Annotated in this window: 7 protein-coding genes; 6 read left to right on the forward strand and 1 reads right to left on the reverse strand. The window is 60.5% G+C overall.

Going from position 1 to position 14,973, the window contains the following annotated elements; genetic code table 11:
• Nucleotides 1–456: 456 nt before the first annotated feature.
• The gene (gene nadB / locus HWV67_RS18370; protein ID WP_175652256.1) at nucleotides 457–2,064 is read right to left on the reverse strand and encodes an L-aspartate oxidase; all 1,608 of its coding nucleotides are present in this window, start codon (nucleotides 2,062–2,064) and stop codon (nucleotides 457–459) included.
• A 456-nt stretch (nucleotides 2,065–2,520) separates the two neighbouring features.
• Here nadB and rpoE point away from each other — a divergent pair, with 456 nt between their 5' ends.
• The 6 genes from rpoE to HWV67_RS18400 all read left to right on the forward strand — a co-directional run bounded on the left by rpoE (nucleotide 2,521) and on the right by HWV67_RS18400 (nucleotide 14,943).
• The gene (gene rpoE, locus HWV67_RS18375; protein ID WP_010220971.1) at nucleotides 2,521–3,102 is read left to right on the forward strand and encodes an RNA polymerase sigma factor RpoE; all 582 of its coding nucleotides are present in this window, start codon (nucleotides 2,521–2,523) and stop codon (nucleotides 3,100–3,102) included.
• A gap of 31 nt (nucleotides 3,103–3,133) precedes the next feature.
• The gene (locus tag HWV67_RS18380) at nucleotides 3,134–3,727 is read left to right on the forward strand and encodes a sigma-E factor negative regulatory protein (protein ID WP_095154837.1); all 594 of its coding nucleotides are present in this window, start codon (nucleotides 3,134–3,136) and stop codon (nucleotides 3,725–3,727) included.
• 17 nt (nucleotides 3,728–3,744) lie between these two features.
• On the forward strand, nucleotides 3,745–4,707 hold the full coding sequence (locus HWV67_RS18385; RefSeq protein ID WP_175652257.1) for a MucB/RseB C-terminal domain-containing protein: 963 nt from the start codon (nucleotides 3,745–3,747) through the stop codon (nucleotides 4,705–4,707).
• A 315-nt stretch (nucleotides 4,708–5,022) separates the two neighbouring features.
• Nucleotides 5,023–6,396 (forward strand): DegQ family serine endoprotease, encoded by a 1,374-nt coding sequence (locus HWV67_RS18390; protein ID WP_256680158.1) that lies wholly within the window; start codon nucleotides 5,023–5,025, stop codon nucleotides 6,394–6,396.
• Nucleotides 6,397–6,598: 202 nt separating this feature from the next.
• Nucleotides 6,599–10,660, forward strand: coding sequence for an RCC1 domain-containing protein (locus HWV67_RS18395; protein WP_175652259.1), 4,062 nt, complete (start codon nucleotides 6,599–6,601; stop codon nucleotides 10,658–10,660).
• Nucleotides 10,661–10,905: 245 nt separating this feature from the next.
• Complete coding sequence (locus HWV67_RS18400) at nucleotides 10,906–14,943, forward strand: RCC1 domain-containing protein (RefSeq protein ID WP_175652260.1); 4,038 nt, start codon at nucleotides 10,906–10,908, stop codon at nucleotides 14,941–14,943.
• The last annotated feature ends 30 nt before the right edge of the window (nucleotides 14,944–14,973 follow it).

The raw sequence follows: 14,973 nt of genomic DNA on the forward strand, positions 1-14,973 counted from the left end.
ACCTGACCCCATATGCAGCCGTTTGCTTTGCCCTGCTCCAGTCAGGGGCCACCAACGACTCAAGTGGTGGAGGCTGGCCTAAATCCTATGAGGGCATCCTTGAGATTGCCACTCAATACGGTCTCACAAACCTGACGGTTCACCGATCCCTTAACTCTTAGGACAACTTCATGGACACGTTTAGCGCGGCCTACGGGCCTGCGTTGGAGTCCATGTGGCCTTCTGGCTGTATGGGTGCCTCAAGGGCACCTCATGAGGATCTGGCACAAAAATCTGAGTGACCACCTGTAACTACTAACCTGCGCGCTTACCCCCATAGGCCCTCGCATGCTCGCTCAGGCGCACGATAAGGACCCTTGCGGGCAGGTGATAAGGACCTCAGCGTTGGGACAAATGTGCGCCAAAGCTGTTACAAACTGGGGCCCCATGGTGCTACGCTATGGCTCCTAACGTGCCTCATTTGTCGGGTGTAAGGATCGTATCCTTCGCCTCTGGCAGCAGCTCTGGATAGTCCAACGTGTAGTGCAGACCCCGAGATTCCTTACGTTTCATGGCAGACCTGATCATCAGTTCCGCTACTTGAGCAAGGTTCCTCAATTCAATCAGGTCTCTGCTTACGCGATAGTTGCTATAGAACTCGTCGATTTCATCCAGCAGCAGGCGCACACGGTGCTCGGCCCGTTGCAGGCGCTTGTTGGTGCGCACGATGCCGACGTAGTCCCACATGAATCGCCGCAACTCGTCCCAGTTGTGCGCAATGATCACGTCCTCGTCCGAGTCGGTCACCTGGCTGGCGTCCCAGCAGGGCAGGGCGTTGGGCATGCCGACCTGTTCCAGTTGCGCGACGATGTCGGCAGCCGCCGAGCGACCATAGACGAAACACTCCAGCAGCGAGTTGCTGGCCATGCGGTTGGCGCCGTGCAGGCCGGTGAAGCTGGTTTCGCCGATGGCGTAAAGGCCCGGCACATCGGTGCGGCCGTCCTGGTCGATCATCACGCCGCCACAGGTGTAATGGGCGGCAGGGACCACCGGGATGGCCTGGCGGGTGATGTCGATACCGAAGGTCAGGCAGCGTTCATAGACGGTCGGGAAGTGGCTTTTGACGAAATCGGCCGGCTTGTGGCTGATGTCCAGATAAACGCAGTCCACGCCCAGTCGCTTCATTTCATGGTCGATGGCGCGGGCGACGATGTCCCGTGGCGCCAGTTCGGCGCGCGGGTCGAAGCGGGGCATGAAGCGTTCGCCGTTGGGCAGCTTGAGCAGCCCGCCTTCCCCACGCAGGGCCTCGGTGATCAGGAAGCTCTTGGCCTGCGGGTGATACAGGCAGGTCGGGTGGAACTGGTTGAATTCCAGGTTGGCCACCCGGCAACCGGCGCGCCAGGCCATGGCGATGCCGTCGCCACAGGCGCCGTCCGGGTTGCTGGTATAGAGGTAGACCTTGGCCGCGCCGCCGGTGGCCAGCACCGTGAAGCGGGCGCCGAAGGTGTCGACCTCGCCGGTCGCGCGATTGAGCACGTAGGCGCCGAGGCAGCGTTCGCCATCCAGGCCGAGGCGGCGTTCGGTGATCAGGTCCACCGCCACGCGCTGCTCCAGCAGTTCGATGTTCGGTCGCTGCCGAGCCTGGTCCAGCAAGGTTTTGAAGATGGCCGCACCCGTGGCATCGGCGGCATGGATGATGCGCCGGTGGCTGTGGCCGCCTTCGCGGGTCAGGTGGAACTCGAAACCACCGTCGTCGACGCTGGCATGTTCATCGCGGGTGAACGGCACGCCCTGGTCGATCAGCCACTGGATCGACTCGCGGCTGTGCTCGACGGTGAAGCGCACCGCGTCTTCGTGGCACAGGCCGCCGCCGGCATTGAGGGTGTCTTCGACGTGGGATTGCACGGTGTCGGTATCGTCCAGCACCGCGGCGACGCCGCCTTGCGCCCAAAAGGTCGAGCCGTTGGCGAGATCGCCCTTGCTCAGTACCGCGATGCGCAGATGGGAGGGCAGGTTCAGTGCCAGGCTCAGGCCCGCGGCACCGCTGCCGATCACGAGGACGTCATGTTGTAATTGTTGGCTCATGTCTGGATTTTCCGCGCGGGGCGACCACGAAGGACACTGGTATAAGGACGGTGGTATCGGCACAATGGTCAAGCGTTTATGGCATTGTGAAACTATCGTGAATCTGGGTGGGGTGCCTTTATAGCAGCCTCAATGCCCTGATTTCCATGTCACTGACGCGCTTCTGGCAGCCACGCGTGGAACTTTACTGGAAACGTACCTATCCATAGAGGGTTGCCTGTACGCCAGCAGCCGCAGCGGCAGGAGGCGACGGTCGTTTTGATCGTTGCCCATGTATAGAAGACTGATTTATTGACGCAGCCGGCAGCGACCGCGCTGCGTTTTTCGTGCGAGCCGATCAAGGGCCGCCGGAAACTTGTCTGGAGGGGGAGAACTTTTGCAAAAAGCCCGAGTCTATGGTTGCAAGCCTGAACGATGGCCAATGCAGCACCCCTCCAGGTTCACCGAGGAGTGTTCATGCTAACCCAGGAAGAGGATCAGCAGCTTGTCGAGCGCGTGCAGCGCGGCGACAGGCGAGCGTTCGATCTGTTGGTGCTGAAGTATCAGCACAAGATTCTCGGGTTGATCGTGCGATTCGTGCACGACACCCATGAGGCCCAGGATGTTGCGCAGGAAGCGTTCATCAAGGCCTACCGTGCTCTTGGCAATTTTCGTGGTGACAGCGCTTTCTATACCTGGCTGTACCGCATTGCGATCAACACGGCGAAAAACTATCTGGTGTCCCGCGGTCGGCGGCCACCGGACAGCGATGTCAGTTCCGAGGATGCAGAGTTTTACGACGGCGATCATGGCCTCAAGGACCTCGAATCCCCAGAACGCGCGCTGTTGCGGGACGAGATCGAAGGCACCGTCCATCGAACCATCCAGCAACTGCCAGAAGATTTGCGTACGGCGTTAACTTTACGTGAATTCGATGGTCTGAGTTACGAGGACATTGCGAGCGTCATGCAGTGTCCGGTGGGTACCGTGCGCTCTCGTATTTTCCGCGCTCGGGAGGCCATAGACAAAGCCCTGCAGCCGTTGTTGCAGGAAACCTGAGACAGCGGCGACAGCCAAGAGAGGAACCGCCATGAGTCGTGAAGCTTTGCAGGAATCGCTGTCCGCGGTGATGGATAACGAAGCGGACGAACTGGAATTACGTCGGGTATTGAGTGCCATGGACGATTCCGACACCCGAGCCACCTGGTCGCGTTACCAGGTCGCCCGTGCAGCGATGCACAAGGAACTGCTGCTGCCGAAACTGGATATCGCCTCCGCGGTCTCCGCCGCGCTGGCCGATGAAGCCACGCCGGCCAAGGTTACTCGCGGCCCATGGCGTACTGTCGGTCGTCTGGCGGTAGCCGCCTCGGTGACGCTGGCAGTGCTGGTCGGTGTACGCCTGTACAACCAGGACGAAATCACGGGTGCCCAACTGGCTGCCCAGCAACCGGTTCAACAAGGCCTGGTTGCACCACAGGTCCAGGGTCCGGCGGTTTTGGCAGGCTATAGTGAAAGTGCTGAACAGCCTACCGGGCCGATGGCCAATGGCGTGCTGCAAGGCCAAAGCGGCTGGCAAGACCAGCGTCTGCCAGGCTATATGCGCCAACACGCTCAGGAAGCAGCAGTGAAGGGTACTGAAAGCGCACTGCCTTACGCTCGTGCCGCCAGCCTGGATAATCGCTAGGAACACCAAGGAGGATCATGCGCGCGCTACCTCTCATACCGCTCTTGCTCAGCGGCTGCCTGACGCTGCCGGCCTTGGCCGCCAACTCGTCGACAGATGCCGCTGACTGGCTAAACCGTCTGGCCAAGGCCGAGCAGGAGCAAAGTTATCAGGGCACTTTCGTTTACGAGCGCAATGGTAGTTTCTCCACCCACGATATCTGGCATCGGGTCCAGGACGGTAAAGTCAGCGAGCGGCTGTTGCAGCTCGATGGTCCGGCCCAGGAAGTCGTGCGTGTCGATGGGCAGACCCAATGCGTGAGCGGGGCCCTGGTTCCGGGTGTGGGCAATGCGACGCAGTCGTCGGCGCGAGTCCTCGATCCTCTGAAACTGATGAACTGGTACGACTTGAGCGTCGCGGGTCAATCCCGCGTCGCCGGGCGCGATGTGGTGATTCTTACCCTGCGCCCGCGTGACCAGCATCGGTATGCATTCGAGTTGTACCTGGATCGTAAAACAGCGCTCCCGCTGAAGTCCCTGTTGATCAACGACAAGGAGCAACTGCTGGAGCGCTTCCAGTTCACCAGCCTGGAGACCAGGGTCCCCAGCGACGGTGAGCTCAAGTCCAGTGCCAATTGCCAGCAGGTTGCCCCGGCGTCAGGTCAGGTCAACGAGGCAGTGGTGGGCTGGCGTTCGGATTGGCTGCCGCCCGGTTTCGAGCTGGTCAACAGCAGTGTGCGCAAGGACCCGGACGGCAAGCACAGTATCAGCAGCATGATGTATGACGATGGTCTGGCGCGGTTTTCGGTATTCCTCGAGACGATCGACAGTGGTGCCGGTTCTGACGCTCGCACCCAGTTGGGCCCGACTGCCGCTGTCTCGCGGCAACTGACCACGCCAAAGGGCGAAATGATGGTCACGGTAGTCGGAGAAATCCCGATTGGCACCGCTGAGCGTGTGGCGCTGTCGATGCGCCTGCAGGACGCTCAAGCCAGCCAGTGATAAACCCTGGAGTTGTTTTAGTACATGGATGACAAGGATGAAAAGCATGTCCCAGAGCCGCTGACATGATTGGTAAGCCTTCAAGTTTGCAAAAATATCCAGATTTTTCTATAGGTCAGCCCCTTCGGGGTCTGGCCTTTCCTGCTGTTGCAGCATCAAGAATGCCAATGTTTCTGGCCTGGTCGCAGCCCTTGGGTTTGTCACCAGGCCTTTTTCGTTGGCAGGTCCCTACTGCTTAACCACGCTCGTTGTGACGGGAGCCGTATGTCAATACCACGCTTGAAATCCTATCTATCGCTGTTTGCGGCCGTGCTGATGCTCGGCCAGATGGCTGCTGCCCAGGCTGAAGCCCTTCCGGACTTCACCACCCTGGTCGAGCAGGCTTCGCCGGCCGTAGTGAACATCAGTACCAAGCAGAAACTGCCGGATCGCCGCGTCGCTGCCGGTCAGATGCCGGACCTCGAGGGCCTGCCGCCGATGTTCCGCGAGTTCTTCGAGCGCAGCATTCCGCAGCAGCCTCGCGGCGGTGATCGCCAGCGTGAAGCGCAGTCGCTGGGTTCGGGCTTCATCATTTCCGATGATGGCTACGTGCTGACCAACAACCACGTGGTCGCCGATGCCGACGAAATCATCGTCCGCCTGTCCGACCGCAGTGAGTTGCAGGCCAAGCTGGTCGGCACCGACCCGCGCACCGACGTGGCACTGCTCAAGGTCGAAGGCAAGAACCTGCCGACCGTGAAGCTGGGCGACTCGTCCAAGCTGAAAGTGGGTGAGTGGGTACTGGCGATCGGCTCGCCGTTCGGTTTCGACCATTCGGTGACCAAAGGTATCGTCAGCGCCAAGGGCCGTACCCTGCCGAACGACACCTATGTGCCGTTCATCCAGACCGACGTGGCGATCAACCCGGGTAACTCCGGTGGCCCGCTGTTCAACATGAATGGCGAAGTCGTGGGTATCAACTCGCAGATCTTCACCCGTTCCGGTGGCTTCATGGGCCTGTCGTTCGCGATCCCGATTGATGTGGCAATCGACGTTTCCAACCAGTTGAAGAAAGACGGCAAGGTCAGCCGTGGCTGGCTGGGCGTAGTGATCCAGGAGGTCAACAAGGACCTGGCTGAATCCTTCGGTCTGGACAAGCCGGCCGGTGCCCTGGTAGCCCAGGTGCTGGAAAACGGTCCGGCCGCCAAGGGTGGCCTGCAGGTGGGTGACGTGATCCTCAACCTGAACGGCCAGCCAATCATCATGTCCGCCGACCTGCCGCACCTGGTGGGTGGTCTGAAAGACGGTGCCAAGGCCAAGCTGGAAATTATCCGCAACGGCAAGCGCCAGAACCTCGACGTGACCATCGGTGCGCTGCCGGATGATGATCAGGAAGTCAGCGCCAGTGCTGGCGGCGGGCTTGAGCGCAACAGCAACCGCCTGGGCGTTACGGTCTCCGACCTGACCGCCGAGCAGAAGAAGACCCTGGATCTCAAAGGTGGCGTCGTCATCAAGGAAGTCCAGGACGGTCCGGCGGCCTTGATCGGCCTGCGTCCGGGTGACGTCATCAGCCACCTGAACAACCAGGCGATCGGTTCGGCCAAGGAGTTCGCCGAAACTGCCAAGGAACTGCCGAAGAACCGCTCGGTATCCATGCGCGTACTGCGTCAGGGCCGTGCCAGCTTCATCACCTTCAAGCTGGCTGAATAAGCCGCTCTCCTTAGAAAAGGGCAGTCTTGAATTAATGCCAGTCAGCTAAGCTGACTGGCATTTTTTATTGCTCTGCAAAAGCGCCGCAGTGGAACTGGTATTTCTGTCAGTTGTGCGCTTGGTGCGTTTGCTTCTTCAATCGTCTGAGCCCGTTCGTGTCGCTGGCACATCCATCGGGCCCGATAGTCTTTGGAGAATGCTCATGACCATTGATCGGCTAATTGCAATCAAGCAGCCGGCGCAGATCCAGGCAGCCCCGGCACATGACCTGACTGAAGCGCTCGAGCAGCACAACCAACGCTTCAAGACCCGATCGGGCCTCAGCGATGGGACCCATCTGCTGGACCCCGTTTATGTTCCAGGCCTGATCACACCCGTGCAGACCGAAGGCGTGCTGGGCGGCGTCAATCATCATGTGGCTCATGCCAATGCCTCGGGCTTGCTGGTGTTGATCCAGCACTACGCCAACATGCGCGACGGCGACTGGATCAATGTGTTCTGGGGAAACGACAGCAGCCCGGTGGCATCCAGCCTTGTGTTTCCGGAGCACGTCGGTGAGAACGTCCCGATGTTCATTGCCGCCAGCAGAATCCCTGCGGGCGTCAACAGTTTGTTCTGTACGGTGAGCCGCGACAGTGGCGGCGACCTGAGGAAATCCACGCCGATCGATATTCTCGTGCGTATGGAATTTCCAGGCGGGACGGACCCGGAACCGGATCTGCCTGGCCATCGAAATTTGCTGTCGCCAAAGCTCGCGCTGCCGCCGAGCGGGATCATCGACGATGAGGCGGCGCAAAGCGGGGTAGAGGTGACTATCGACGCTTATCCCAATATCCGTCAGTACGACAAGATCACGCTGAACTGGGGCGCAGAGTTCGTCACGTACGAGGTGACCGAGGCCGATGTCGGGCGCGGTGCCGCCACGATCCTGGTGCCCAGGGAGGTAATCCTCAACGCGGGTGACAGTGACGAACTGGTGTTGGTCTATTGGGTCGTGGATGAGGTGCATAACCAGTCCAGCGACTGGTCGCTGCGGGCCTACGTGGCGGTAGAGGTCGGCTCCGGCCTGTTCGATGGCCCGCTGATCGCCAACCCGGATTACGAGGCGACCCCCTACGACGTGATCGACCTGGACGCGCTGGGCGATGAAGACCTTTATATCGACGTGATGGTGGTGCGCAGCGGGTCATTGCGGGTGGGCGATGTGGTCACCCTGCTGTGGGTCGGCACAACGACACAAGGCCAGGACTTTACCGTTGAGCCCGCACCGCAGACCGTAAACCGGAGTCCGGCAGTACTGACTTTTGCGATTCCTAATGCCGACGTACGTGAGCTTTCTCGAGGGCGCGGGGTTGCCTCTTATACGGTCAGCCGTATCGGTCAGGAGGATCAGACATCCAAGCGCGCGTTCGTGACCTTCCTCGGGGTCGAGATGCGCTTGCCAGCACCCACAGTGACCGAAGCGGAAGGTGGCGTTCTCGATCCGGCGTTGACCCTGACAACCGTTGTTGTGTCGGGCACTGCCCTGGAGGCGGGGGACGCTGTAGTTCTGACCTGGCTGGGGACCCGTTCCAACGGTAGCCCGCTGCTGCACACCGAACAGCGGGGCGTCAGCGGTGGAACGGCCGGTAAACCGATGAGCTTCATCATTGACGGGGAAACCTGCATCAAGCCGCTGAATGGCGGTCATGTCAGCGTTTACTACTCGCTGTTCAAACTCAGTGGTGATCAGACACTGGAATCAGAACGTTCGCAACTGAGGGTGGGGGAGTCCCGGTTCGAGCTGCCGGCGCCTTCCACCCGCCCTTTTGCCCAGAACGGGATACTCGACCCGGATGAGTTGCCAGAGCAACTGCTGGTAGTGGTGCCGCCTTATCCCAACATGGCGGCGTGGCAAACCGTCCATATGATCTGGGAGGCCAGCACGGGCCCCAACTACACCGACTACATGCCCATCACTTCGCACATGCTCGGCAAAGAAGTGATCTTCTCCATGGACCGAGGTGAGGTTGAGGGAAATCTCGGGGCGCATGTGAGGGTTTCGTACCGCGTCGAAAGCGATTCTGAGCCTACCCGTCCTTCTGCTTGTGCCGAGTTCACCATTGGTGAGCCGCAAGGCAGCCTGCCTTTACCTGTGGTGGTTGAGGCACTGGACGGTGCATTGGACCCGGTCGATGCAACCAGGGGCGTCACGGTGCGAATTCCCGCCGACGCGGATCTCGCGTTTGGTGATGACGTGGAGGTGTACTGGAACGGCAGGGAACCCGACGGGGTGACAACGGTGAGCCGGCTAGTGCAAGAGGACCACATCGGCCAACCATTCGACCTGATGATCGATTACCCGTACGTGATCGCCAATGCCAGCGGCAAGGTTGTGGTGCACTACGAAGTGTTCCAGAGGCGGGGAACCATCAAGGTGTCGGCGCCAATCACCCTCTCTGTGCAGGGTGCTGTGCTGCCACTGCCGGCCATCGACGAGGCCGTGGCTGACACGCTCAACCCCTATGATGTTCAACAAGGCGCTACGGTGCGCATTGATGCCTCTGCGCGTTTACGGAGTGGGGATGCAGTAAAGGTGAGCGTCGTCAGCACGGCCAGCGGCGGCAGTATTGACCTCACTTGCACCGTGCCCGCTGACGGCACGGGTCAGCCGCTAACCGTGACCGTGTCGTACGACGTGGTCAAAGCCAGCAGCGGCGTGGGTTTTGACCTGAGTTATGAAATCACCCGCGCAGCCGGTGGGCCGGTGGAACAGTCAGATACGCGCACCTACTCGGTCAGCCGGGAGATCGGCAGCGGACCGATCCTTGTCATGGGGGCACGCTTCACTACGTGCACCTATCGTGCGTCAAGTTCGCCGGGGACACTCAGCGCCTTTCATCTCGATAGCCGACTGCCGATGCCGGTCGAATGGCGCTACGAGGGGAGCAGTCAGTGGCTCCTCCGTACACACTGGTTCGACGATCAACCCTGGATGAAGCTGTATGTGCGCAACGCCAACGATGCGGTGGGTTTGAATCCGGCCAATGTCATCGGCAACGGTTGGAATACGTCGGCTGCCGGTACCGCCGCATTCGTGGCCATCCGCGATGAGGTGAGTGTCGGTGCTGAAACGCACGTCGATATGGTTGCCTGGGGTAATCCCGACTGTGGCGGGAAACTGGATTCGAACGTGATGGACATCAAGGACGTCGTCGAGGTTTCTGCCACCGGTTGTGCCTATGCGGCCCGCAGGCGGAATGGGCAGGTGGTGTGTTGGGGCAATCCTGCCGAGGGCGGTAGCCTTGCTCCCGAGGAAGCAGGCGACTTCGTTCAGGTCCGTGCTGGCTGGCATGTGTTTGTGGGCCTCAAGAATGACGGCCGGCTGGTCGGGTGGGGGATCGCCAAACTGGGTGCGAGCATTCCAGTGGCGGTGTCCCAGCATCGTGATTACGTCGAGTTGTGTGGCGGAGGAGGCGCCTTTGCGGCACGCCGTGCAACCGGACAGATCGTAGCGTGGGGCGAGCCGGACCTTGGCGGGGTTCTCGGGGCTGGCCAGGACAGCTTGAGTGACATCATCCAGTTGTCTGCCTCTCATGCCGCTTTTGTGGCATTGCGCGAGGCGGGTGGTGCCCGCAGCGTGATTGGGTGGGGGCATGAAGGCTACGGTGGTCATGTGCCGCCAGAGATCGCAGCACTTGCGAACGTCAGGGCGTTAGGGGCTGCCACCCTGTCGGCCTTCGCAATACTGCTCGCTACCGGGGAAGTCCGTGGTTGGGGAGATGCAGCGTATGGCGGCCAGGTGCCGACACTCATTCAGAGCCTGACCACTGTCATGGAGGTGTCCAGTACCTGGTATGCCTTCTGCGCCCGGCTGAGCAACGGACATGTCGTGGCGTGGGGCAATTCGGACGCTGGTGGGCGGGTGCCTGAGGCCATCGCCCGATTGTCCGGCATTGTCCAGGTCGCGGGCTCGGCCAGGAGTTTTGCGGCGCTGTGTCGTGACGGTACCGTTGTCGCTTGGGGAGATCCCGAGTTCGGAGGAAGCACTGCGCTGGTAGCTGCGGAGTTGGTCAATGTGCGTGCTGTCTATGCCAACAGCAACGGTTTTACCGCGCTCACATCAGAGGGTCATGTCGTGACCTGGGGGGCGTTGCTTGGGGGCGGGGATAGCAGCGAAGTGCAGGAAGAACTGAGAAACAAGGTCACAACCGGCCATACCGAAACCCTGAAGAGCGTTGCCGTCGGTGTATCGACAGATTTACGGGGGGCCGGGCCCGTCTGACCTTTTTCCCCATCAACCGCACCTGGCGCCTGAGCGGCGGCAGGTGTGGTGTTTCTTCATTCACGGGAAGCCGCGTTTTCGGGCAGTGGAGCAACGCCTTGAATTCGTTGCATTTCGCCAGGGCGCCGCGGTCGACCTGATATTTTTGTCAGTTGTGCGCCTGATGCATTTGGCTCTTCAATCTTCTCAGCCCCGTTCGCGCCGCTGGCACACCCCTCGGGCCCGACAGGATCTGGAGAATACTCATGACCATCGATGAGCACATTGCCAACCATCAAGCGGTCGCAGTAAATGCCCTTGGCGAAATACTCGCGCAGTACAACCGCCGCTTGAAGGCCAAGCCTGGTCGTAGCGACAGTGCCAATCTCGACCCCATTTATATTCCTGGCATGATCACACCGGTAATGACCGGCGATGCAGATGGCGGCGTCAACCATCACCTGGCGCATGCCAATGCCTCGGGCTTGCTGGTGGTGATCCAGCAGTATTCCAATATGCTCGAGGGCGACTGGATCAACGTGTTCTGGGGTAATGAAAGCACTCCGGTGGCGTCGAATGTGGTGCTGAAGGAGCACCTCGGCAAGAACTTCCCGATGTATATAGCCACCAACAAAGTACCGGAGGGCGTGAACAGCCTGTACTGCACGGTAACCCGCGCCGGCGGTGGCAACGGTGGCGAGTCTGCGCCAATCGACATTTTCGTGCGCACGGAGTTTCCAGGCGGGGTTGATCCAGAGCCGGATTTGCCGGGCCATCAGAACTTGCCGGCCCCCAAACCGGACCTGCCTGCAAACGGAATCATCGATGAGGACGCAGCCGAGGACGGGGTCAAGGTCACTATCAGCAGTTACCCCAATATGCGTCAGTACGACAAGATCACCCTGAGCTGGGGTGGAGAGCTGGTTGTGCATGAGGTGACAGAGGCGGAAGCACAAAGAGGCTCGGTAGATATCCTGGTCAGCAAGGAGATGATCCTGGCTGCAGGCGACAGTGATGATCTGGTGCTGGTCTATCGGGTGATGGATGAGGTGCATAACCAATCCAGCGACTGGTCGGTACGCACTTATGTGGCGGTGGAGGTCGGCACTGGCCTGTTCGATGCCCCACTGATTGCCAACCCCGATCTTGATGCGGACCCCTACGATGTCATTGACCTCGACAAACTGGGCGACGAAGACCTCTACATCGATGTGATGGTGGAGCGTGACGGTTCATTGGAAAAGGGCGATGTCGTTGCCCTGAAGTGGGTCGGAACGACGGCGCAGGGCCAGGACATCATTGTTGAACCGGACCCGCAGACGGTGAACCGGGTCCCGGCAGTCTTGACCTTTGATATTCCCAACGCCGAGTTGAAGCAATTGGCCCGTGGTCGTGGGATTGCCTCCTATACCGTTACCCGTAACGGCAGCCCGGCCGGGGTTTCCAAGCGTGCCTTCGCAACCTTTCTCGGGGTGGAGCAACGCTTGCCCAAGCCCACGGTGACGGAAGCTGAGGGTGGCGTACTCGATCCGGAGCTGGGTTCGGCGACCGTCGTCGTGCCGGGTGCTGCGCTGGAGGCGGGTGATGTCGTAATTCTGACCTGGCTGGGTACCCACTCCAACGGTAGCCCGCTGTTGTATACCGCCCAGCGCGGCGTCAGTGGTGGAACGGCGGGCAAGCCGATGAGTTTCACGATTGACGGAGACGCCTATGTCAAGCCCCTGAACGGGGGGCGAGTCAGTGTTTATTACTCGCTGGGCAAGGCCGGAGGCGGCCAGTTGCTGGAGTCCGACCGGGAACTGCTGATGGTGGGCGAGGCGCAGTTCGAATTGCCGGCACCCTCCACCCGTCCAGCGGCCCAGGGCGGGATGCTTGATCCGGAGACATTGCCCGCCCAATTGGAAATAGTGATCCCGCCCTATCCCAACATGGTGGAGGGGCAAACGGTGTATATGGTCTGGAAGGCCAGCGAGGGTCCCAACTACACCGATTTCATGCCGATCAATGCGCTTATGGTGGGCAAGGAAGTGGTGTTCTACATGAATCGTGAACAGGTTGAGGAAAACCTCGGGGCCGAGGTGACAGTTTCGTACCGTGTCGAAAGCGACGGCGATCCAACCCGTACCTCCGCGCCTACCACGTTCTCGATTGGCGAACAGCAAGGCAGCCTGCCTCTGCCGGTGGTGCTGGAAGCCAAGGACGATGTGCTCAATCCATCCGATGCTATCCGCGGCGCCACGGTGCAGATTCCTATAGAGGCGGAGCTCCAGTTTGGCGACGACGTGGAAGTGCACTGGGACGGCAGCAAGCCCGGCGGTGTGACAACAGTGAATCGCTTGGTGCAAGAAATTGATGTCGGTAAGCCATTCGACCTGCTCGTTGGCTACGAGTATGTGCAGGCTAATGCCGATGGCAATGTTGTGGTTTCCTACAAGGTTTTCGGTGCAGATGGAGTACGGGACTCGGGCGCCTTGACGTTATCGGTGCAAAGTGCAGCGCTACCGCTTCCGGAATTTGTCGAGGCCACTGACGATAACCAGCTCAATCCGGACGACGTGACGGCCGGCGCGACGGTGCTCATCCCTGCTTCCGCCCACTTCCAGCAAGGTGATCGGGTGACAGTGGCGGTGGTCGGCTCCGCGCCGGGTGGCGATGTGGAAATTCCCTATGTGGTGCCGGTTGGCGGAGCAGGGCAGCCGGTGCGGGTCGTCGTGCCTTATGCGGTGATCAACGCCAATGTTGGGCAGGTCATTCACCTCAAATATGAAGTTACCCGCAGTGGCGGCGGGCCGGTCGAGGACTCGCCGGTCAATGCGTATGCTGTCAACCGCCAGGTCGGCTCTGGCCCGTTGCGGGTCATGGGTGCACGCTTCAGTGCAAGCTCTTATCGCGCATCCAGTGCGCCACGAATGCTCAGCGCCTTTCATAACACCACCCTGCAGCCGGTGCTGGCCGAGTGGCGTTATGAAGACAGCGAGATCTGGACGGCCAAGACCCGCTGGTTCGACAACAAACCCTGGCTGAAGCTGTATGTGCGCACCACCAGTGACGCGGTACTGCTCAATCCGGCCAATATCATCGGCAATGGTGTCGACAGCGCAGTCACCGGTGCAGCAGCGTTCATCGCCATGCGTGATGAGGTGACGGTGGGCTCTGAGAAAGAAGTCGATGTGGTGGGTTGGGGTAACGCGGCCCATGGCGGGGTACTGGACCCGAATTTGATCACCATCAAGGATATCGTCGAGGTCTCCTGTACCAGTAGCGCCTATGCGGCGCGTCGGCGTAACGGTCATGTGGTGTGCTGGGGAACTGCCGGCAGCGGTGGTGTCATGCCGCCTGGCGAGACCGGGAATTACGTTCAGGTCAGAAGCAATTCCGGCGCATTCGTCGGGCAGAAGAGTGACGGACGTCTGTTTGCGTGGGGCACGGCAGGTTCGGGCGTTCCGGTTTCGCCGGAGGTCTTGCAGTACACCGATTATGTCGAGTTGTGCGGGGCAGGAATGGCCTTTGCGGCGCTGCGTGCCACCGGCCATATCATGGCGTGGGGCGATGCAGCCCACGGCGGGGTGTTGCTGCCTGGGCAGGAGGGAATGAGCGATATCGTGCAAATAACCGGCAACTACGGAGCCTTTGCCGCGCTGCGGGACGGCGGCGGCTCGCAGAGTGTGATTGCGTGGGGCAGTGAGACTTACGGTGGTGCGGTGCCGACGGAAATTGCCCAGCTTACCAACGTCAAGGCGCTGGGGGCTGCCACTGCACAGGCGTTCAGCATCCTGCTGGATACCAGCGCGGTCCGCGCCTGGGGCGCTGATACGCACGGCGGAACGGTGCCGGAAAATATCAAAAGCATGACCAATGTCGTGGAGGTCTCCAGCACCTGGCATGCGTTCTGTGCCCGGCTGAACAATGGGCATGTTGTCGCTTGGGGCCATGTGGACAATGGCGGGACTGTTCCCGAGCCTATCGCCCGGTTGTCGAATATCGTCCAAGTGGTGGGCAGCTCCTGGAGCTTCGCTGCGCTGTGCCGGGATGGCACCGTCGTCGCGTGGGGTGATGGGGCTACAGGCGGGGACATTTCCAGTGTGGCGGCGCAGTTGGTCAACGTGCGGGCGGTCTATGCCAACACCCATGGTTTTACGGCGCTGACCTCGGATGGTCGGGTAGTGACGTGGGGTGTCGCGGCAGGGGGCGGCGATAGCAGCGCACAACAGCCGGAGCTCGTTCAGAAAGTCACGACGGGACGTACGGTCAGCCCTGCCGAAGCACAAACCGTTATCGACGCGCAACGTATCGCGAGCGCCTGAGGCTTCGACTGTCAGCCATCATCGTGCCCC

This window comes from Pseudomonas sp. Marseille-P9899 (genome assembly GCF_903166565.1).
Classification (GTDB): Bacteria; Pseudomonadota; Gammaproteobacteria; order Pseudomonadales; family Pseudomonadaceae; genus Aquipseudomonas; species Aquipseudomonas huaxiensis.